At 72.6% G+C, this 19,427-nt stretch carries 22 protein-coding genes; 11 read left to right on the forward strand and 11 right to left on the reverse strand.

Annotated elements, in window-relative coordinates; all coding sequences use genetic code 11:
• The first annotated feature begins 138 nt into the window (after positions 1–138).
• The 3 genes from ACFWYM_RS15850 to ACFWYM_RS15860 all read left to right on the forward strand — a co-directional run bounded on the left by ACFWYM_RS15850 (position 139) and on the right by ACFWYM_RS15860 (position 2,303).
• On the forward strand, positions 139–501 hold the full coding sequence (locus ACFWYM_RS15850) for a PadR family transcriptional regulator (protein ID WP_384836119.1): 363 nt from the start codon (positions 139–141) through the stop codon (positions 499–501).
• A complete protein-coding gene (locus ACFWYM_RS15855) occupies positions 498–1,553 on the forward strand; it encodes a hypothetical protein (RefSeq protein ID WP_384836122.1) in 1,056 nt (351 codons plus the stop codon). The genes ACFWYM_RS15850 and ACFWYM_RS15855 overlap by 4 nt, the downstream gene beginning before the upstream one ends.
• A gap of 222 nt (positions 1,554–1,775) precedes the next feature.
• Complete coding sequence (locus ACFWYM_RS15860) at positions 1,776–2,303, forward strand: GNAT family N-acetyltransferase (protein WP_384836125.1); 528 nt, start codon at positions 1,776–1,778, stop codon at positions 2,301–2,303.
• 63 nt (positions 2,304–2,366) lie between these two features.
• On the opposite strand, the gene ACFWYM_RS15865 is transcribed toward ACFWYM_RS15860, so the two are convergent.
• The 4 genes from ACFWYM_RS15865 to ACFWYM_RS15880 all read right to left on the reverse strand — a co-directional run bounded on the left by ACFWYM_RS15865 (position 2,367) and on the right by ACFWYM_RS15880 (position 6,231).
• Entirely contained in the window at positions 2,367–3,791 is a 1,425-nt protein-coding gene (locus ACFWYM_RS15865; protein WP_384836128.1) for a M1 family metallopeptidase, read from the reverse strand.
• A gap of 72 nt (positions 3,792–3,863) precedes the next feature.
• On the reverse strand, positions 3,864–5,018 hold the full coding sequence (locus tag ACFWYM_RS15870; protein ID WP_384836130.1) for a YncE family protein: 1,155 nt from the start codon (positions 5,016–5,018) through the stop codon (positions 3,864–3,866).
• Entirely contained in the window at positions 5,018–5,617 is a 600-nt protein-coding gene (locus ACFWYM_RS15875) for an ankyrin repeat domain-containing protein (RefSeq protein WP_384836133.1), read from the reverse strand. Before ACFWYM_RS15875 ends, ACFWYM_RS15870 begins: the two co-directional genes overlap by 1 nt.
• A gap of 56 nt (positions 5,618–5,673) precedes the next feature.
• Positions 5,674–6,231 carry a heme-binding protein gene (locus tag ACFWYM_RS15880; RefSeq protein ID WP_384836136.1) on the reverse strand — a complete coding sequence of 186 codons (558 nt, stop codon included), beginning with the start codon at positions 6,229–6,231 and terminating at the stop codon, positions 5,674–5,676.
• 444 nt (positions 6,232–6,675) lie between these two features.
• Here ACFWYM_RS15880 and ACFWYM_RS15885 point away from each other — a divergent pair, with 444 nt between their 5' ends.
• Positions 6,676–7,920 carry a sensor histidine kinase gene (locus tag ACFWYM_RS15885; RefSeq protein ID WP_384836251.1) on the forward strand — a complete coding sequence of 415 codons (1,245 nt, stop codon included), beginning with the start codon at positions 6,676–6,678 and terminating at the stop codon, positions 7,918–7,920.
• A complete protein-coding gene (locus tag ACFWYM_RS15890) occupies positions 7,917–8,606 on the forward strand; it encodes a response regulator (protein ID WP_384836139.1) in 690 nt (229 codons plus the stop codon). The genes ACFWYM_RS15885 and ACFWYM_RS15890 overlap by 4 nt, the downstream gene beginning before the upstream one ends.
• Positions 8,607–8,621: 15 nt before the next feature.
• Here ACFWYM_RS15890 and ACFWYM_RS15895 read toward each other — a convergent pair whose 3' ends face one another.
• Positions 8,622–9,185, reverse strand: a complete 564-nt coding sequence (locus tag ACFWYM_RS15895; protein WP_384836142.1) for a Uma2 family endonuclease — start codon at positions 9,183–9,185, stop codon at positions 8,622–8,624.
• A 210-nt stretch (positions 9,186–9,395) separates the two neighbouring features.
• On the opposite strand from ACFWYM_RS15895, the gene ACFWYM_RS15900 reads away from it, so the two are divergent.
• Positions 9,396–9,896 (forward strand): hypothetical protein, encoded by a 501-nt coding sequence (locus ACFWYM_RS15900; RefSeq protein ID WP_384836145.1) that lies wholly within the window; start codon positions 9,396–9,398, stop codon positions 9,894–9,896.
• 111 nt (positions 9,897–10,007) lie between these two features.
• On the opposite strand, the gene ACFWYM_RS15905 is transcribed toward ACFWYM_RS15900, so the two are convergent.
• Entirely contained in the window at positions 10,008–10,736 is a 729-nt protein-coding gene (locus tag ACFWYM_RS15905) for a pentapeptide repeat-containing protein (RefSeq protein WP_384836148.1), read from the reverse strand.
• A gap of 184 nt (positions 10,737–10,920) precedes the next feature.
• Here ACFWYM_RS15905 and ACFWYM_RS15910 point away from each other — a divergent pair, with 184 nt between their 5' ends.
• Both ACFWYM_RS15910 and ACFWYM_RS15915 read left to right on the forward strand, forming a co-directional pair.
• Positions 10,921–12,198, forward strand: a complete 1,278-nt coding sequence (locus ACFWYM_RS15910) for an NAD(P)-binding protein (protein ID WP_384836254.1) — start codon at positions 10,921–10,923, stop codon at positions 12,196–12,198.
• Between the two features lie 68 nt (positions 12,199–12,266).
• Positions 12,267–13,271, forward strand: a complete 1,005-nt coding sequence (locus tag ACFWYM_RS15915; protein WP_384836150.1) for a zinc-binding dehydrogenase — start codon at positions 12,267–12,269, stop codon at positions 13,269–13,271.
• Between the two features lie 65 nt (positions 13,272–13,336).
• Here ACFWYM_RS15915 and ACFWYM_RS15920 read toward each other — a convergent pair whose 3' ends face one another.
• From ACFWYM_RS15920 to ACFWYM_RS15935, 4 genes are all read right to left on the reverse strand, one after another.
• Positions 13,337–13,480, reverse strand: a complete 144-nt coding sequence (locus ACFWYM_RS15920; RefSeq protein WP_384836153.1) for a hypothetical protein — start codon at positions 13,478–13,480, stop codon at positions 13,337–13,339.
• 48 nt (positions 13,481–13,528) lie between these two features.
• Positions 13,529–14,026: a hypothetical protein gene (locus ACFWYM_RS15925; protein WP_384836257.1), complete on the reverse strand. Its 498-nt coding sequence runs from the start codon at positions 14,024–14,026 to the stop codon at positions 13,529–13,531.
• A 109-nt stretch (positions 14,027–14,135) separates the two neighbouring features.
• Positions 14,136–14,627 (reverse strand): GNAT family N-acetyltransferase, encoded by a 492-nt coding sequence (locus ACFWYM_RS15930; RefSeq protein ID WP_384836156.1) that lies wholly within the window; start codon positions 14,625–14,627, stop codon positions 14,136–14,138.
• Between the two features lie 21 nt (positions 14,628–14,648).
• The gene (locus ACFWYM_RS15935; RefSeq protein ID WP_384836159.1) at positions 14,649–15,596 is read right to left on the reverse strand and encodes an aminoglycoside phosphotransferase family protein; all 948 of its coding nucleotides are present in this window, start codon (positions 15,594–15,596) and stop codon (positions 14,649–14,651) included.
• On the opposite strand from ACFWYM_RS15935, the gene ACFWYM_RS15940 reads away from it, so the two are divergent.
• On the forward strand, positions 15,595–16,263 hold the full coding sequence (locus ACFWYM_RS15940; protein ID WP_384836162.1) for a rhomboid-like protein: 669 nt from the start codon (positions 15,595–15,597) through the stop codon (positions 16,261–16,263). The genes ACFWYM_RS15935 and ACFWYM_RS15940 overlap by 2 nt on opposite strands.
• Here the strand turns inward: ACFWYM_RS15940 and ACFWYM_RS15945 are convergent.
• Positions 16,241–16,984, reverse strand: a complete 744-nt coding sequence (locus tag ACFWYM_RS15945) for a DsbA family protein (protein ID WP_384836165.1) — start codon at positions 16,982–16,984, stop codon at positions 16,241–16,243. The two genes, ACFWYM_RS15940 and ACFWYM_RS15945, sit on opposite strands and share 23 nt — an antisense overlap.
• Before the next feature lie 132 nt (positions 16,985–17,116).
• On the opposite strand from ACFWYM_RS15945, the gene ACFWYM_RS15950 reads away from it, so the two are divergent.
• A complete protein-coding gene (locus ACFWYM_RS15950; protein ID WP_384836168.1) occupies positions 17,117–18,523 on the forward strand; it encodes an NAD(P)/FAD-dependent oxidoreductase in 1,407 nt (468 codons plus the stop codon).
• A gap of 140 nt (positions 18,524–18,663) precedes the next feature.
• On the forward strand, positions 18,664–19,362 hold the full coding sequence (locus ACFWYM_RS15955) for a DUF4232 domain-containing protein (protein ID WP_384836171.1): 699 nt from the start codon (positions 18,664–18,666) through the stop codon (positions 19,360–19,362).
• Positions 19,363–19,427: the final 65 nt, after the last annotated feature.

A 19,427-nucleotide genomic window follows, 5' to 3' on the forward strand; every position in this document is an offset into this window, starting at 1 on the left:
TCGTGCCCGGCGGGGCATCCGTACTGCCTGCTCCGGCACTGACGCACCGCCCTTCAACGCACGCCCCAGGGGTTGCCGGGTCGGCGAACTCGACTATTCTTGTTTCTGTAATAGTCGGCAGACGAGAAGAGGGAGCCCGTGGCCGCCGCGACACCCGCCGCCCCGCCCGCGCCGTGGACCCGCGCCGCCCTCCCCCTCTGCCTGCTCGGCATCCTCGACAGCGAGGAGAAGAGCTACGGGTACGCCCTGTTGAGCCGGCTCGACGGGGCGGGGCTCGGGGGCGTCAAAGCCGCCACTCTGTATCCGGCGCTCACCCGTCTCGAAGAAGAGGGCTCCGTCGCCGTCGAGTGGGGAGCGGGCGAGGGCGGGCCGGGGCGGAAGTACTACCGGATCACCGAGGAGGGGCGGGCGCGGCTGCGGCGCGACCGGGCCGCGTGGGGGGACTTCACCCGCGCCGTCGCCGCCCTCGCCGGAGGAGCGACCATCGAGGGGGAAGCGTGACCAGGACCGGGAAAGCCGACGTCAGTTGGGCCCGGGAGGCCGACGAGGAGTGGGCCGCCGTCGTCGAGCTGCGGCTCGTGCTCGACCATGACGCGCCCGCCGGACTCGCCGGCACCGTCCTCGCCGAGGCCCACGAGGTCGTCACGGAGGCCGGGCTGCCGGCCGAAGAGGTACTCGGCGCCCCGGAGGCGTACGCACGCGCCGTCGCCCGCGAGCGCATCAGCGAGGAGCAGCGCGCACGGGTCGATGCCCATGGGCTGCTGCCCGGCGAGCGCGTCACCGCCTCGCTCGCCGTCCTCGGCGGGGTCGGGCTCGTCCTGTCCGTCGTGCGGTGGTTCGAGAACGGGCTGTGGGCGACGGTGAGTCGGGAGGGGATCACCTTCTTCCTCACCGTCGTGGGCGTCATCGTCCTCGGCACCCTCGCCTTCGTCGCCCGGGCCACCGGGCGGATGCGGGCCACGTGGGGGCTCCTCGCCGGAGCCGTCGCCGCGGTGGGCGCCGGGGCCGCGGTGGCCACCCTCGTACCGGACGGGCGTCTCTTCGACGTACCCCAGCCCGTGCTCGCGCTCGGGTGCGTGGCGTGGATGTGGGGCGCGGTGGCGTTCCCGGACGCCGTGCTCGACCGGTGGTTCGCGCCCGCGCCCGTGGCGGGGGACGACGCGCGATGGCTCGGCCGGCTCGGCGGGCTGCTGCGCGGGCGGCACGCCATGCGGGCCGCCGAGGCCCGCGGGCATGTGCGCGAGGCCCGCCAGCACCTCGCCGCGTCCGGCGAACGCGCCGCCGACGCCTTCGGGGACGTCGAGGTGTACGCCCTCCGGCTCGCCGAAGGACCCGCCAGGGAAGGGCGGTTGGCCCGGCGGAAGCTGTACGGGGCGACGGCGCTCGGCGTGCTCTTCGCCGCCACCGTGCTCGTGGACGACGTCCGCGACCCCGACCCGACGTCCTTCTGGTTCTGGCTGCACTGCGCGGCGGGCGTCTACTGGGCCGGGTACGTGCTGCGCGGCTGGTGGCGGCTGCTCGCCCCGGGCCCGCGGCGCCCGGAGACCGACTAGGGCCTGTCCGGCGGATCAGGCCGCATGATTCCGAGCTGTGCCGTCCGTCGCTGGTGAGCGGGCTGTGGTGCGTCGAGATGCAAGGCGGAGGAGGGCGACAACGCGGAGCGTTGGCAACCGACGACAACGCCGCAGATCGGCGTACCACAGCCCGCGACCGCGGCAAGATCCGCCGGACAGGCCCTAGGGCCTGTCCGGCGGATCAGGCGCTAGCCTGCCGCCGTGCTCATCGAACCCCTGGCCGTGCCCGTGGACCACGGCACCCCCGACATCCCCGCCGAGGTCCTCACCGAACTCACCGGCCTCTACGCCTCCAACCGCGCCTTCCACGCGCTCAGCGGCGACTTCCCCGACCCCGACGACGTCCGCCCCGAACAGGTTGCCGCCGCCCTCGCCGACGACCTGGCCCACCCGGACGCGGAGGTGCTGCTCGCCCGCTGCGAGGGGCGGCTCGTCGGGGTCGCGGTCACCCTGGCCCGGCACCCCGACCCGGCCGACCCGGACCCCTGGATCGGCCTGCTGATGGTGGACGCCGGCCGTCAACGCTCCGGGTACGGGCGGCAGTTCGCGGCCGCCGTCGAGGAGCGGTTCCGGGCGGCGGGACGGGATGCCGTGCGGCTCGCGGTGCTGGCGAACAATCCGGCCGGGCTCGCCTTCTGGACGGCGCTCGGCTACGAGGTCATCGACCACCGCGAGGACAAGGCGCTCCACCGCCCCTGCGCGGTCCTGCGCAAGTCCCTCGCCTCATAGGGGCCACAGGGGAAGTCACAGGGACCTCAAGGGACGTCACAGGGGCCACAAGGGACGTACGGGTCACGGCTTCTCCGGCTTGCCGTCCCCGTGCAGCCACTCGTCCCAGACCACCTTCAGCTTCTCGCGCGCCCCGTCGTCCGGCGCCATCTTCTCCACGTACGCCGTGAAGTCCGCCGTGTCCGCGTTCCCGTGCCGGTGCTCGGCGGCCCAGCCCTGGATGATGTCGTAGAAGCGGTCGTCGCCCACCGCCTGGCGGATCTTGTGGATGACCATCGCGCCGCGCTCGTAGACCGGGGAGTCCGAGATGTGCGCGGCGTCCGTCGGCTTCGCGGGCGGGAAGTCCCAGACGGCGTCGTTGTCTTCCTCGTCCTCGTAGTAGTCGCCCTTGTAGAGCGCGTCGAAGGTCTCCTGCGCGCTGTCGCCGTCGTGGTCCTCCTGCCAGAGCCACTCCGCGTACGTGGCGAAGCCCTCGTTGAGCCACATGTCCTGCCAGGTCTCGGGCGTGACGGAGTCGCCGTACCACTGGTGGGCCAGCTCGTGGACGAGGGTCTCGGTGTCGGGGGCGCCGGGGAAGACGGGCTTGGTCTGGGTCTCCAGGGCATAGCCCGCGGAGTCCTCGGGGGCGACGATCGCGCCGGTCGAGGAGAAGGGGTAGGGCCCGAAGTTGTACTCCTCCCAGTCGATGATCTCGGGGATCTTCGCCAGGACCTTCGCGCTCTCCTTCACCTGGGAGGCGTCGACGGCCGTGAGGACGGGCAGGCCCGACTTCGTCGCCGACTTCTTCACCTCGTACGCCCCGATGGCGACCGTCGCGACGTAGCTCGCCATCGGCTCGGCGTTGTGCCAGGAGAAGGTCGTACGGCCGTTCTCGGTGGTCTCGCGGGTCAACTCCCCGTTGGAGATGGCCTTCAGGCCCTTGGGGACGGTGACCTCTATGTCGTACGCGGCCTTGTCGGAGGGGTGGTGGTTGCCGGGGAACCACGCCATGGAGCCGTTCGGCTCGCCGAGCGCGAGGGCGCCGTCCTCGGTCTCCAGCCAGCCCTCCTCGGCGTCGTCCGCGTCGGTGATCTTCTCGGGGGTGCTGGCGTAGCGCACGGTCGCCCGGAACGTCTCGCCCTTGTCGAGGTCGTCGTGCGGGCGGACGGTCAGCTCCTGGCCCGCGCGCTGGAAGCGGGCGGCCTTGCCCTCGACGGTGACGCCGGAGACCTCCAGGCCCTTCAGGTCGAGGTTGAAGGCGCTGAGGTCCTGGGTGGCGCGGGCCGTGATCTCGGCGGTGCCGGTGAGGTGGTGGGACTCCGGGTCGTAGCCGAGCTTCAGGCCGTAGTGCGTCACGTCGTACCCGCCGTTGCCCTGCTTCGGGAAGTACGGGTCGCGCAGGCCCGCGGCGCCGGAGGTGCCGTTCACCCCGGAGCCGCTGCAGGCGGTCAGGGCGAGCAGCGAGGCGAGGGTCAGCGCGGTGAGGGCACGGGGGCGTCGTTGGTCCACGTCAGCGATCTTATGCGGCACATGTTCGGATTGCCGACGTGTTGCGCGGAAGGTAACGGGGACGCGGCGGGGTCACAGGACCGCGACCCCCAACGGCCGCTCCCCGCCCGCCAGTCGGCGCACGTCCCCGCTGTCCAGATCGACGACGGAGATCCCGTTCCAGTAGCCGTCGCGGGTGAAGCCACCGGTGACGTACGCGGTGCGGCCGTCCCGGGAGACCGCGACGTCCTCGTGCGGCCCGTCGAGCGGGTAGACGCGCTCGTGGCCGTCGGGGGCGCGGACCGTGAGGGAAGGGCCGTCGTCCCGGTCCGGGTCGATGGGGCCGGTGCCGACGGCGAAGAGGGTGCCGTCGGGGGCGACGGCGGCACCGTGCTGGTGGGTGTTGGCCGTCATCTTCTCGATGTCCTGGTCGCCGGTGCGCGGGTCGAGCACGACGAGCTTCTCGCCCTCGAAGGGCAGCAGGAGCTTCCCGTCCGACGGCCGTACGGCGGCGTAGTGCGGCTTCAGCCAGGAGCCGAGGCCGCCCTCGGTCCCGTAGGGGGCGACCTCGATGCGGCGCGGCTTCAGGTCATTCGCGCGGACCACCGTCACGTCGAAGGAGTCGTGGTCGGTGGCGTACACCTCGCGGCCGTCCTTGGAGACGTCCACGTCGAAGGGGCGGCGGCCCACCCCGACGGTGTCCGTCACGGCGCGGCGCTCGGTGTCGATGACCTCCAACACCCCTTTCTTGTCAGGGACGTTGACGCCCACATAGGCGTGCTTGCCGTCGGGGGCGAGTGCGATGCCCATGCCGCCGCCCCGGTACTCGCCGGTCGTGGCGGGCCCGGTCTCCGTCTCGTACGGGATGCGGTCGACGCGCTCGCGGGTGGCGGTGTCGACGACGGCGACGCCCTCGGCGGTCGCCACCCAGGCGCGGCCGTCCTTGCCCACGGCGAGCCCGTAGGGGGCCTGGCCGACCCGCACGGAGTCGACGGGGCCCTTCTTCGGGTCGATGAAGGTGACGGTGTCGGAGCCGAAGTCGGCGACGAGCAGCGTCCCTTGGGGAGTCCCGGCCTTCGCGGGCAGGGTGGCCGTCTGTACGGCGCGGGCGGGCTCGGGGGACGCCGCGCCCGCGCCGGTGCCGCAGCCCGCGAGGGCCGCGGCGGCCAGGAGGACAGCGCCCGCGATCCGGGTGCGGGACGCCGTGATCCGGGAGCCGGGCGCCGTGATCCGGGAGCGGTGCGCCATCAGGAGACCCCTCTCAGCAGGTCGGCGATCTCGGTGAAGCCGCGCCGCTCCGCGTGGGCGAGCGGCGTGACCCCGTCGCCGTCGGGCAGGTCGGCGGTGGCGCCCGCGGCGAGCAGCAGCTCCACGATGTCGCGGTGCGCGCGCCCGCCGTCGCCGAGGATCACGGCCTCCAACAGGGCGGTCCAGCCCAGGTCGTTGACGTGGTCGACGTCGATGTCGGTGACGCGCAGCACCTCACGTACGTACGCGACGTGGCCGCGCTCCGACGCGGGGATCACACAGATCCCGCCGAAGCGGTTGCGGAGCTTCAGGTCGGGTCCCGCCGGGAGCAGGACGTGCAGCATGGCGACGCTGCCCGTCACGCCGGTGACCAGCCAGGGGCTGTCGGCGCGGTGATCCTGCGCATTGACGTCGGCGCCCGCCGCGACGAGGACCCGCGCGGCCGCCACGTGGTCGCCGACGGCGGCCAGCAGCAGCGGCGTGCGCAGTTCGGAGTCGCGCGCCTCGACGCGGGCACCCGCGTCGAGGGCGGCGGCGACTTCGGTGGCGTTCCCGGACCGCGCGGCGTCGAGCAGACGCTGATCGGCACGCTTGTTCATGACGGATCTCCTCGCGGTCGGCGGCAGGGTCGGGAACAGCCTCAGCAGCATGGGGCTCAGCGGCCGAGCGCCGCCACACCCGCCTGGGCGAACTTCTCGTCCAGGTCGCCGCTCGGGGCACCCGCGACACCGATGCCCGCGACGGGGGCGCCCTTGGCGGTGACGGGGGCGCCGCCGGCCAGGAAGAGGGTGCCGGGGATGTCCTTCAGGGTGGGGGCCTTGTCAAGACGCTTGACGAGCTCAGAGGTGGGGGCGTTCCAGGAAACGGCGGTGAACGCCTTCTTCTCGGCGGCCTCGTACGACTGCGGGCCCGCGCCGTCGCCGCGCAGCGTGAGGATGGTGTTGCCGTTGCGGTCGACGACGGCGACGGAGACCTTCTGGTTCTCCTTCTTCGCGGCGTCGAGGGCGGCCTGCGCGGCCTTGTTGGCGGCGGCGGCCGTCAGGTGCGTGCTCTGCTGCAGGTTGGCGTTGCCGGCGTCGGCGGTGACCGCGGCCTTCGGGGTGGCGGCCGGGGCGTCGGCGCTCGCGGAGACGGCACCGAAGGTACCGGCGGCGAGGACGGCGACGGTGGCGGCGCCGGTGAGGACGCGGGTGCGGCGGGTGAACTTCTTCATCAGGGGCTCCTGCGAATCGGGGAGGGAGGGAGGCGGGAGGAGGAGGCCGATCGCCTCGGAGGGCTTGCCTCGGAGGTGCTTGCCTCTGCCCTCAATCCTGTGGCCGCTTCCGGCCCGCACCCCTCGGCGTACCGGCTGGAGGCGGCGCGCGACTCGGCCGACACGTGGGTCAACCGATCGGTTGACCCCGGGCCCGCCAGGGCGGGGGACAATAAGGGTGTTTGCCCAGTTCAGAGACATGAGTGTGGGCCCAGATCCAGCGACCTGGGTGGGGCCCGGCCCAGCGACCGCCTCGCGGCAGTACGAGGCGGCAGTACGAGAGGGAGGCGCCCCGTGGGACAGCGCACGCCGGGCACCGACCCCCGCACACACGGCACCGACCCCCGCACGCACGACCGCGGCCCCCGCACGCACGACCCCGACGCCCGCTGGCTCGCGGCCGTCATGCACGCGACCTTCTACCTGCTCCTGGCGACCTCGCTGGCCCGCTTCCTGCTGCGCCACCCCGGCGGCGCGCGCGTCCCGTGGATCATCGCGCTCTCCGCGGTCCTGGCCGTCCTCTACGCCCTGCCGTTCCTGCTGCCGTTCCTGCGGTCCTTCCTGCCGTCCTTCCTGACCGGCGCGCCCCGGGGCAGGCGCACCGCCCCCCACCCGTCAGGACTCCCCCACCCGCCAGGACTCGCGTCCGGCGCCCGGCCCACGCCCCGCCGCCTCACCTGGCTCGCCCTGGTCGTCGTGGTCTGGCTGGTCCTCGTCGTCCTCGCGCCGAGCTTCGGGTGGTGCGCGGTGCCGCTCTTCTACACCGGCCTGCGGACGCTGCCGCCGCGCGCGGCCCTGGCCCTGGTGACCGTCCTCACCGGCTGCGTCATCGCGTCCCAGCTGCGGCTCGCGGGCCGGTACGACCCGGACCTGATCCTCGGGCCGCCGGCCGTGTCGGCGATCGCGACGGCGGTCTTCCTCCACATGCGGCGCCAGGCGGTCCGGCAGCGCGCCCTGATCGACGACCTCATCCGCACCCGCCGCGAACTCGCCGCCACCGAGCGCCGCGAGGGCACCCTCGCCGAACGCCAGCGCCTCTCCATGGAGATCCACGACACGCTCGCGCAGAGCCTGTCCAGCCAGCAGATGCTCCTCCAGGCCGCGGACCGCCTCTGGGACACCGACCCGGCCAAGGCCCGCACCCACATCCGTACGGCCGAGTCGGTCACCGAGCGCGGCCTCGCCGAGGCCCGCCGCTTCGTGCACGACCTCGCCCCCGCCGACCTCGCCGACGGCGGCGGCCTCAGCCAGGCGCTGCGGGCCCTGGCCGAGCGGGAGTCGGGGGCGGGCCTCACGGTCCGCTTCCACGCCGAGGGCGCCCCGGCGGTGCCGCTCCCCGACGGCGTGAGCTCGGCGCTGCTCCGCATCGCACAGGGCGCCCTCGCCAACGTCCGCGAGCACGCCGCCGCGACGACGGCCGCCCTGACCCTCACCCACCTCGACGACCAGGTGGTCCTCGACATCCTGGACGACGGCCGCGGCTTCACGCCCGCGGAGCTCCCGGCCGGGGGCGGGGGCCCTGGGGTACGGGGCCACGGCCTGCCCGCGATCCGGGCGCGGGTGCGCCAGCTGGGCGGCACCCTGACCATCGAGTCGGCGCCGGGCGAGGGCACGGTGCTTTCGGTTTCCATCCCCTTGGAGAGCGCATGAGTACGCCCGGCAGCACGCCCGGCAGCACGCCCGGCAGTACGCCCGGCACGGCCCCGGTCCGCCTCCTGGTCTGCGACGACCACGTCGTCGTACGGGCGGGCCTGCTCGCCCTCCTCGGCAGCGCGCCGGACATCGAGGTGGTCGGCGAGGCGGGCACCGGCGAGGAGGCGGCCGCCCTGGCCGCGAAGCTGGCCCCGGACGTGGTCCTGATGGACCTCCAGCTCGGCGAGGGCATCGACGGGGTGGAGGCGACGCGCCGCATCGTCTCCTCCTCGGGCACCCCGCCGCACGTCCCCCACGTCCTGGTCCTGACCACCTACGACACGGACGCCGACATCACCCGCGCCATCGAGGCGGGCGCGACGGGCTACCTGCTCAAGGCGGAACGCCCCGAGGAGCTGTTCTCCGCGATCCAGGCCGCCGCCCAGGGCCGCACCACCCTCTCCCCACCGGTGGCCTCCCGTGTCATGGCCAATATGCGCAGCCCCCGCCCCACCCTCACCGACCGCGAGCGCGACATCCTCGCGCAGCTCGCCCACGGCCTCGGCAACCGCGACATCGCCCGCGCCCTGTTCATCAGCGAGGCGACGGTGAAGACCCATCTGGGCCGGATCTACGACAAGTTGGGCGTGGACACGCGGGCGGGTGCGGTGGCGGTGGCGAAGGAGCAGCGGCTGCTGGGGTGAGGAGGGCGCGTCTGCTCAGAACTGGCTGGTGTCGAGCTCGAAGCCGAGGGGCTCGGGAAGCGGGATGACCTTGGAGAGCTTGAACGTCTCCTGGCGCTCGTACTCCTCACCGGCGGGCTCGGTGTACAGCACGGCGTGCCCGGCCTTGCGGTCGATGAGGAGATAGACGGGGATGCCTGCGCGGGCGTAGCCGAGGATCTTCTTGTGGCGGTCGTTGTCGCCGGTGGACTTGGAGGTGACTTCGGCGACGAGGAGGACGGGGCTCGGGTCGTGGTATTCCTCCTGGTCGGCGAAGCTGCCCTTGGGCGCGAGCACGATGTCGGGCTCGACCTGGCCGGAGACCGACGCGCCCGGCAAGTACAGGCCGATGCCCGTGTAGCGAGCCAAGTCCTTACGGTGATCCCGTGCTTGACCCGTGATTTCCGACACGATCTCTTCGTGCTCCCCATCGGCCGGAGGCGTCGCGTGGATCTCCCCTTCGATCAACTCCACGCGCCACCCCTTGGGGGCGACCGCGCTGAACATGACGAAGGCGTCCTCCACCGGCATGGCAGGAACCTGGTCCTTGACCAGGCTCATCAGTGGGGTCGAACTCCTGACAGGGCTCGCACTCCGGGAGTGGCAGTGCTGCCATGGCGGGCCTCCTTCGCTCAGCGCGACAGTGCCAGCGTATGCCGCATCGCCCGGACGGAGCCGGGGATCGTTCACTCGAACGCGTGAGCGTAACGTTTCAGCAGGTCAGACGCCATGCGGCCAACTACAGGGCAACCCCATGACACCATCACCTACGTGCTCGACATCGGCTACGCCCTCTCCAACCGCTTCCCCGACCCCCCGCAGACGGACTACCGCCGCGCGGACGTCCACGCGCTGCGGCACGACCTGTTCTGCGGGGACGTGTACCTGGCGGACACCAAGGCGGACCGGGAGCTGTCCACAGGCTGGGGATGGGTGCCCGTGCTCGACTTCGCGTGGGCGCTGTGCGACACGGTGGAGCACCTGGACCGGGACCCGCTGGGCAGCCGCGCCGCGCGCCCCCAGCACGCGGAGATCGACTTCACCGAGTCCACCGACCGCATGCTCTTCGCCCGCCGCTTCGGCTGGGTCGACGTCGAGGCGGACTGGATGCCGGGCGAGGAGGAGCCGCTGACCTTCTCCCACACCGAACTCCGGCGCGAGGCACGGGACTTCCTCCACGACCTGATCGCCGACCTGTCCGACCTGCACGAGGACCTGGCGGACAACCCGGCGATCTGGACGCTCCAGGCCCGCTTCCCCCGGGTCGCCTGAGCCCGGCGCCACACACCCGGTACCCGGCATCCCGCCCCCCGGCGCCACACACCCGGCACCCCGCACCCCGCACCCCGCACCCTGAGCCCGGGCACCCCGCCCCCCGGCGCCCTACAGCACCCGCACCCCCAGCTGCGCCGCGAACACCGGTGCCAGATCCAGCAGTTGGCCCGGACTGACCACCGCCCCCGCGAGACAGTCCACCCCCCGCGCGATCTCCAGCTGTGCGGCCTCCCGCAGGTCCACGTCCCGCAGCCGCGCCCCGCTGAAGTCCGCACCCCGCAGCGCGCACCCCTTGAACTCCACCCGCTCCAGGGACGCCGCCCCGAAGTCCGGCTCCACCAGGACGCACTCCTCGAAGACGACGTCCTTCAGCTTCGCCTTCCGCAGGTTCAGATAGTCGATCTTGCCGCCCCGCACCACCACCCGCTCCAGCACGGCCCCGTGCAGCTGCACTCCGCCGAGCCGCGCGTCCACCACCTCCACGTCCCGCAGCGACGCCGACGCGAGGTCCGTGCCCACGCCCTGCGGGGCCGTCACCACCGAGTCGACGAAGCGGGCCGCGTGCAGCCGCGTCTCCGTGAGCCCGCACCCGGCGAGCGCGCAGTCCATGAACAGCGCTCCCCCGCCGTCCTGCCCGCCCAGGTCGAGGCCCTGGAACTCCACCCCGTCATAGTCCCCGTCCGGCGCCAACTCCCCTTCCTCGAAAGGCGTCAGCACCGGCAGCCGCACCTCCGGCCGCCGCGCCGCCTTCACCTCCGTACCCGACCGGCCGCCCCTGGCCTCCCCCGAGCCCGCGCCACCCGTGCCCCTGCCTGCGTTCCGTCCTCGTGCTGCCATGCCCTCCATGGTGACTCCCACCACTGACAACGGCCCGATGTCACATTCCGGCCCCCTCGCCCGGTCGTACTGAACAAGGACAGGAACGACAGGACCAAAGACCCGCACAAGGACAGCACCCGCCACCGCGCGAGAGGGAAACCCAGCCATGGCCCGTACGCCCCGCACCCCCCGTACGACCCGGATGCCCCGTCTCACCGTCATCGGCGGCGGCTTCGCCGGGCTCACCGCCGCCATCAGCGCCGCGGAGGCCGGGGCCCGCGTGACCCTGCACGAGTCGCACCACACCCTCGGCGGCCGCGCCCGCACCGCCGAAGGCCCGTACAAGACGAACGAGGGCCCGCACGCCCTCTACAGCGGCGGCCCCCACTGGACCTGGCTCAAGCAGCGCGACCTCATCGGCCCGCTCGCCCCGGTCCCGCCCCTCGAAGGCACCCGCCTGCGCCTGCGCCACCGGGGCGCCCTGCGCCGCACCCCGCCCTTCGCGATGCTGAAGCTGCTGCGCCGCAAGGCCGAACTGGCGCCCGTCGACCAGGACTTCACCACCTGGGCCACCGGTCAGGTGGGCGAGGAGGGCGCCCGCGCGGCCGCGCACTACGTGGCCGTCGCCACCTTCCACCACGACCCCGGCTCCCTCTCGGCCCGCTTCGTCCAGGAGCGCCTGCGCCGCGCCGCCAAGATGCCCTCAGAAGCCCTTCCCCGAGCTCTCGGCCTCGCTCGGGCAGGGGATACCCCACTCCCCGTCGGTGGCTGGGCGTCGGTCATCGACCGGATGGCGGCCCGCGCCTGGAACCTCGGGGTGCGCGTGGAGACCCTGGCCCGGGTCGACTCCCTCACGGACACCGGCCTCTCCGCGGGACCGGTCGTCGTCGCCACCTCCCTGGACTCCGCGCGCCGCCTCCTGGACGACGGCTCACTGCGCTGGGACAGCGGCCGCACCGTCCTCGTCGACCTCGCGCTGCGCTCCCGCAAGGGCGACCCCTTCGTCCTCTCCGACCTGGACGGGACCGGCTGGATCGAGCGGTTCACCGCCCAGGACCGCACCCTCGCCCCGGCGGGCCGGCAGCTCCTCCAGGGCCAGTTCCCGATCGGGCCCGACGAGACGAAGGCGGACGGCGAGGCCCGCGCCGAGCGCCTGCTCGACCTGGGCTTCCCGGACTGGCGCGGCCGCGTGGCCTGGCGCCGCGCCTCCGTCGCGAACGGCCGCACCGGCGCCGTCGACCACCCCGGCACCACCTGGCGCGACCGGCCCGCGATCGCCCGGGGCGACGGCGTCTACCTCGTGGGCGACCAGGTCGCGGCGCCCGGGCTGCTCTCCGAGGTCTCCTTCAACAGCGCGATCGAAGCGGTGGCGCTGGCCCTCAGCGGACGCCTGCGGGAGGGCGGCGCCCGGCGGCCGGGGGCGACCGAGCCCTGGGTCGAGCCCTCGGTCAAGCCCTGGGTTGACCTCAAGTCCGCTTGAGGTCGCAGAGTGGCGGACGTCCCCGGGCCGGAGCTCCTCCGGCCCCCGCCCGACCCCAGGAGCCCGCCATGCACGCCATCCGTCTGCACGCCTTCGGCCCGGCCGAGAACCTCGTGCACGAGGAGACGGCCGACCCCGAGCCCGGCCCCGGGCAGGTCCGGATCGCGGTCGCCGCCGCCGGGGTGCACCTCCTCGACACGGCAATCCGCGCGGGCATCAAGGGCCCTCTGCCCGAACTCCCCGCCCTGCCCACGGTCCCCGGCCGCGAGGTCGCCGGCACCGTCGAGTCCCTCGGCCCGGATGTCGACCCCGCCTGGCTGGGCAGGCGCGTCACCGCCCACATCGGCTTCGCGCCCGGCGGATACGCCGAGCTGACCGTCACCGAGGCCGACCGCCTCCACGAACTCCCCGACGCGCTCGGCTTCGAGGAGGCCGTCGCCCTCATCGGCACCGGCCGCACGACGATGGGCATCCTCCAGTTCGCCGAGCTCGGCCCCTCCTCCGTGGCCGTCGTTCCGGCCGCCGCCGGAGGCATCGGCACCCTCCTCACGCAGTACGCGAAGCACACGGGCGCCACGGTGATCGGCCTGGCGGGCGGCCCCGAGAAGACCGCACGGGTACGGGCGAACGGCGCCGACCTGGCCGTCGACTACACCGACCCCGCATGGCCGGACGCCGTGCGCGCGCACCTCGGCGGGCGCGCCGCCACCGTCGTCTTCGACGGCGTCGGGGGCGAGGCCGGGCGCGCCGCCGTCGACCTGCTCGGCCCCGGCGGCACACACGTCGTGTTCGGCTGGTCCGGCCAGGGCCTGCACGACGGCGCGCCCTTGACCTTCCCCGACGGGTACCTGGCCGGGCGCGGGATCACCCAGGTCAGCCCGCTCGGCCCGGCCATGATGCGGGCGGCGGGCGGCGACAACCCGGTCCGCACGCTGGAGCTGCGCGCGCTGTCCGCCGCCGCCGAGGGGTACTTCACGCCTGCCGTGCAGCGCTTCCCCCTCGCCGAGGCGGCCGCCGCCCACCGCGCCCTGGAGACGCGGGCCACGATCGGGAAGGTCGTGCTGATCCCGTAGAAGCACCCGGCGTCGGACGGCAAAGGGCCGCCCATACCTTTCGGTGGGGGCGGCCCTCGCCTACGTCAATTTCCGCGTGCCCGCATATAGAGCCGGCCGAAGTGGAGAATTCCAAGGACTCCGGCAACGGCACCGGCGCCGCACAACACGGTCGCCCATTGAGCCATTTCCTGCGTCATCCACAGCAGGCTCACGACGACCAGCGCCACGGAGAAAAGGAATCGCTCTCCGTACCTGTCCCGGGCCACGGCGGATCACTAGTCCCTATTGGCGGTGCAGGAGTACTTGACGCCCTTCATCTTGATGGTCCGCCAACCTGCCATCGTGGTGATCGGGCCGACAGCATGGGCCGGGCCGACAGCATTGGCCGGGGCGACATCCGTACCGCCACCGCCACCGCCGCTCTGCTTCCGGCAGTAATAGCCCAGTGCGTCAAGCTTCTTGAGGGCGCTCATGGCCTGGTACTTCTTGTACGACTTGATCATGGCCGCGCGCTTCTGCGCGGGCGTCACCTGCTTCGCCTTCGTGTACGCGTAGCAGCCGATGCTGGCGCCGATCCCTACCCACGACGCCCCCTTGGCCAGCGCCTTGGTCAGGCCGGCCGCGCCACTGCCGATGCCCAGGACCGCGCAGATCTCGTCCGCGCCGACGGCCTGGGATTCAGTCGCCGACTGCTCTGCGGCCGCGTATGCCGTACTGCCCGCCACCCCGGTCAAGGCGCAGGCTATGACGACGGAAATACCTTTATTGCGCATGCTCACGAAGCCGTTCCCCCAACTTCCTGAAATTGCCTGGTCGTTGCGTCGGGACGCTACCAGCGGGCGCTCCGCATACGCAATGACCTTGCTTTAAAAGGGGACTTCCTTAACGGCTCCCGCTCCCGCTCCCGGAACCCAACTCGGCCAACGCGCCGTCCGTCAGCCGATAGACCGTCCACTCGTCCTGCGGGCGCGCGCCCAGGGACTCGTAGAAGTCGATGGACGGGGTGTTCCAGTCGAGCACCGACCACTCCAGGCGCTCATAGCCGCGCGCGACGCAGATCCGCGCCAACTCGGCCAGGAGCGCCTTGCCGTGGCCGCCGCCGCGCGCCTCGGGGCGGACGTAGAGGTCCTCCAGATAGATCCCGTGGACCCCGCGCCACGTCGAGAAGTTGAGGAACCACAGCGCGAACCCGGCCGTCTCGCCCGCGTCCGTCTCGGCGATGTGGGCGAAGGCGGCGGGCCGCTCCCCGAACAGCGCTTCGTGCAACTGCTCCTCGGTGGCGCGGACTTCGTCGAGCGCCTTCTCGTAGTCGGCGAGCTCACACACCATGGCGTGGAGGGCGGGGACATCGGCGGGGGTCGCGGTACGAATCATGGTCGAAGGCTAAAGCCTGCCCTACGCGCGGTGGTCCAGGAGCTGCCGCGCGACCTCCAGGTCCTCCGGGTCGGGGGCGCGGCCGTCCTCGATCTCCCACAGCGCGTTCTGCAGCACCCGGCCGAGCGTCCAGGCCGCGGCCCGCTTCCGGTCCAGGCCGAGGACCTCGCTCATGGCGTCGAACCGCCACAGCAGGTCGTCGGCGTCGAACTCGTTGTTCAGGGCGGGCCACAGGTCGAAGCCGGGGTCGCCGGCGAGCGGCTTCGGGTCGATGGCGAGCCAGGGCTCGCGGTCGGCCGCGAGGACGTTCTCGAAGTGCAGGTCCCAGTGGAGCAGCCGGTCACCGGGCTCGCCCACGACCTCCCGCAGCGCGCCCGCGCACCGCTCGACCAGCGCCCGCTCGGCCGGGTCGGCGAGGGACGTCAGGGCGTCGGGGGTGTCCGCGAGCATCTGCCCGGCGATGTCCTTGAGGGTGCGCATCCCCGCCGGGGCCCGCACCGATGTGAGGCGGGCGAGCAGCTCCGCGATGACGAGCACGGCCTTGCGAGTCTCGTCGCGCGAGGTGGCCGTCGTCGACAACATCCGCCCGGAGTCCAGGCGTTCGAGCAGCATCGTGCCCGTCGCCGTCTCGTCGTCGTAGGCGAGGAGGCGGACCGCGCCGTCGCCGTCCCACACCCGCAGGCCCACGGGCTCGCCCTCGGTCTCCTCGTCCAGGAGTTGGAACTTGAGGGCGGCCCCGGTCCCGTCCGCCCGCACCACCGGCAGCACCAGCGCCGCCATGCCGTGCATCGGGTCCCCGTCCACCCGTAGCTCCCAGCGCTCCAGGAACTCCTCCACGCGCGCGGGCAGGGCGGCGATGAAGGCACGCCCCGGCTCCCCCGCGTATGCGTACTGCGACTCGATCAGCCCGTCCGGAATGCGAATGTCGATCACCTTCGCGACCCTACCGACGTGCGTGAATCGGCACATGTCGTTTTTCCGGCGGGCGGAACACCCGGTGGCCCGCGCCGCCCACGCGATCCGGTCCTACGTCCGCAGCGCCCCGGGGACCTACATCTGGCTCGCGGCTCTCTTCTTCACGACGGTCGCGATGCACCACATGTCCCCGGAGTTCGAGGACGAGTTCCTGCGGCAGCGCTCCACCAACATCCACGAGCTCAGCAAGAACCCGGTCCGGGTGCTGGTCTCCAGCGCCTTCTGGATCGACGGCGGCGGCTGGCTCTCGTACGTCGTGCTCTACACGGCCTTCCACGCCACCGTGGAGCGCTGGCTGGGCACCTGGCGCTGGCTCGCGGTGGCGGCGGGCGCGCACGTCGCGGCCACGCTCATCAGCGAGGGCGTGCTGCTGCTCGCGGTCCGCCACGGCGCCGCGCCCGCGTCGTCGGTCAACACCCTTGATGTGGGCGTGAGTTACGCGCTGGCGGGCGTCGTGGCGGTGCTCACGTACCGGCTGCCGAGGCCCTGGCGGTACGGGTATCTCCTCGGCGTCCTCGTCGTGTACGGCATCCCGCTGGTCAGCGGGCGGACCTTCACCGACCTCGGACACTTCACCTCGGTCCTGATCGGCCTGGCCTGCTACCCGCTGACCAGAGGGGTCACCGCACGGGCCGGGGTCAGCCGATCCCCTGGTCCTTGAGGACCTTCGCGAACTCGGACTCGCTGAACATCGCGCTGCCGTCGCCCGGCACCTTCTCGCCGTCGATGAGGACGTTCGGAGTGGCCTGGACGCCGTCCTTCTGGAAGGACTTCATGGCCTCCTCGGTCCAGCTCTCGTACGAGTTGTTCTTGACGGCCTTGTCGAAGGCCGGGCCGCGCAGCCCGTCGACCTTGTCGGCGATCTTCAGGAGGAAGGCCGGGGTGAAGGCGTCGTCCGACTCCTGCTCGGGCTGGTTGGCGAAGACACCCGCGTGGAACTCCGCGAACTTGCCCGCCTCGACGGAGGCCCGCAGGGCGTTCGCGGCGTTCACCGAACCGCTGCCGCCGAAGTTCTTGTCGAGGAACGAGGCGATCGTGTACTCGATCTTGACCTTGCCCTCGGTCACCGGCTTGACCAGCGCCTGGGCGCCGTTCTCCTCGAACTTCGCGCAGAACGGGCAGCGCGCGTCCTCGTAGATCTTGACCGTATGCTTCGCCTTCGGGTCGCCGACGGTGATCACGCCGCCGTTCACCTTGGCGGGCACCTTGCCGAGCTCGGCGCCGTGCGGCGGGGCCTTGGCCTCGGGGGCGGACTGCTCGGCGGAGGCGGAGTCCTTCTTGCCGCTGCCGCCGTCGTCGGGCCCGCAGGCGGCCACGCCCACCCCGATCAGCGCGGCGGCGGCCACGGCGGTCGCGATGCGTCCGGCCTTGCGTACGGCCATGAGAACAGTCCTCCAGAAATTTTGATGATTACGGCCCAAAGTAACCGAATCTACCCTGCCGCCGGACCGCCGAAGGGCCCGGCCCCGGGGACCAAGGCCCCCCGCACCCTCCGCACGCAGTAACGTCCGGCTATGAGCAGCAAGATCAGCGGCGCCGTCAACGGCGGCATATCGTTCTGGTACGCCCAGGAGGGCACCCCCGCACCCCGCGAGCCCCTGCCCGGCGACGCGACGGCGGACGTCTGCATCGTCGGCGGCGGCTACACCGGCCTGTGGACCGCGTACTACCTGAAGAAGGCCGCGCCCTTCCTGCGCATCACGGTCCTGGAGCAGAAGTTCTGCGGCTACGGCGCCTCCGGCCGCAACGGCGGCTGGCTCTACAACGGCATCGCGGGCCGCGACCGCTACGCGAAGCTGCACGGCCACGACGCCGCGGTCCGCCTCCAGCAGGCCATGAACGAGACGGTGACCGAGGTCATCGACACGGCCCGCGCCGAGTCGATCGACGCCGACATCCACCACGGCGGCGTCCTCGAAGTCGCCCACACCCCGGCCCAGTTGGCGCGCCTGAAGTCCTTCCACGCCGCCGAGCTCGCATACGGCGAGACGGACCGCACCCTGCACGGCGCCCGCGAGACCGCCGAGCGGATCCGCGTCTCCGGGGCCGTCGGCTCCACCTGGACCCCGCACGGCGCCCGGCTGCACCCGGTGAAGCTGGTCAAGGGGCTCGCGGCCGCCGTCGAGGCGCTCGGCGTCACCCTCCACGAGTCGACCCCGGTGACCGAGATCAGGCCGAAGCACGCGATCACCCCGTACGGCACGGTCCGCGCCCCGTACGTCCTGCGCTGCACGGAGGGCTTCACGGCCGCCCTCAAGGGCCAGCGCCGCACCTGGCTCCCCATGAACTCCTCGATGATCGCGACGGAGCCGCTGACCGCCGGGCAGTGGGAGTCGATCGGCTGGGAGGGCCGCGAGACCCTCGGCGACATGGCGCACGCGTACATGTACGCGCAGCGCACGGCGGACGGCCGCATCGCCCTCGGCGGCCGCGGCGTCCCCTACCGCTACGGCTCCAGGACCGACAACGACGGCCGCACCCAGGCCGCCACCGTCGAGTCCCTGCGCGCGATCCTGACCCGCTTCTTCCCGCAGCTCGCCGGGGTGGAGGTGGCGCACGCCTGGTCCGGCGTCCTCGGCGTCCCGCGCGACTGGTGCGCCACGGTGACCCTGGACCGCGCGACGGGCCTCGGCTGGGCGGGCGGCTACGTCGGCTCCGGCGTCGCCACCGCCAACCTCGCCGCGCGCACCCTGCGCGACCTGGTCCAGCAGGACTCGGGGCAGGCCGGCCCCACCGACCTCACCTCCCTGCCCTGGGTCAACCACAAGGTCCGCAAGTGGGAGCCGGAGCCGTTGCGCTGGCTGGGCGTGCACGGCATGTACGCCACGTACTACGCGGCCGACCGGCGTGAACTCACCACGCACACCGCCGAGTCGTCGCGCCTGGCGCGGATCGCGGACCGGGTGGCGGGGCGGGGCTGACGGCACACGCGAGGCGTGTGTAACAGGCATGTACGAAGCGGGGGCCGGGCGGAACGGCACCCGGGCTTGAGCGGGTCCAGACAAGCGACAGGCACCACGGCTCATCACTCGCACCGGACCACGAAGGAAGAGAAGAAACGATGCGCGCTCAGAAGCTCACCCTCGCCGCCCTGGCCCTCGTCGCGGGTCTCTCGCTGACCGCCTGCCAGGGGGACGAGGACTCCGCCTCGGGCGCGAACGACTCCGGGTCCTCGGCGTCCCAGGGCTCCGGCGGCACGGGCGGCTCCAGCGGCACGGGCGGCTCCGGCGGCAAGGGCGAGAGCGGCAGCTCCGGAAGCTCCGCGGGCAAGGGCGGTTCCGGCGACAACTCCCAGGCGGGCAACGGCGGTTCCAGCTCCGACGACGACGCCCCGGGCAGCGGCGGCGGCCAGATCAACACCGGCCCCTGCAAGACCGCGAACCTCCAGATCCGCGCCACCCACGGCATGGGCGAGGGCAACGTCCTGGTCAGCATGAAGAACACCGGCGACGCCTGCTCGCTCAAGGGCTTCCCCGGCGTCGACCTGAAGGCGGACGGCGGCCCCGGCGGCATCAGCGCCGACCGCTCCGACCTCGCCGCCCCCTCCGTCGTCGTGAAGTCCGGCGAGGAGACCCGCTTCACGCTGCACTACCCGCCGAACAACAGCGGCGGCTCGGGCGTCAAGATCGACCGCATCGTCGTGACCCCGCCGAACGAGACGCACTCCAAGACCGTGCTGATCGGCCTCAACCTGCCCGCCACGGACGACTCCCACGTCGACGGCGTCTCGGTGGACCCCGTCGGCACCGGCAAGCAGTAGGCGCACACCCGAAAGCCCGCAAGCCCCCCGGCGCCACTCTCCGTATAAGCCTCAACCAAGCTTTA

The organism is Streptomyces sp. NPDC059009 (assembly GCF_042740175.1).
Taxonomy (GTDB): Bacteria; Actinomycetota; Actinomycetes; order Streptomycetales; family Streptomycetaceae; genus Streptomyces.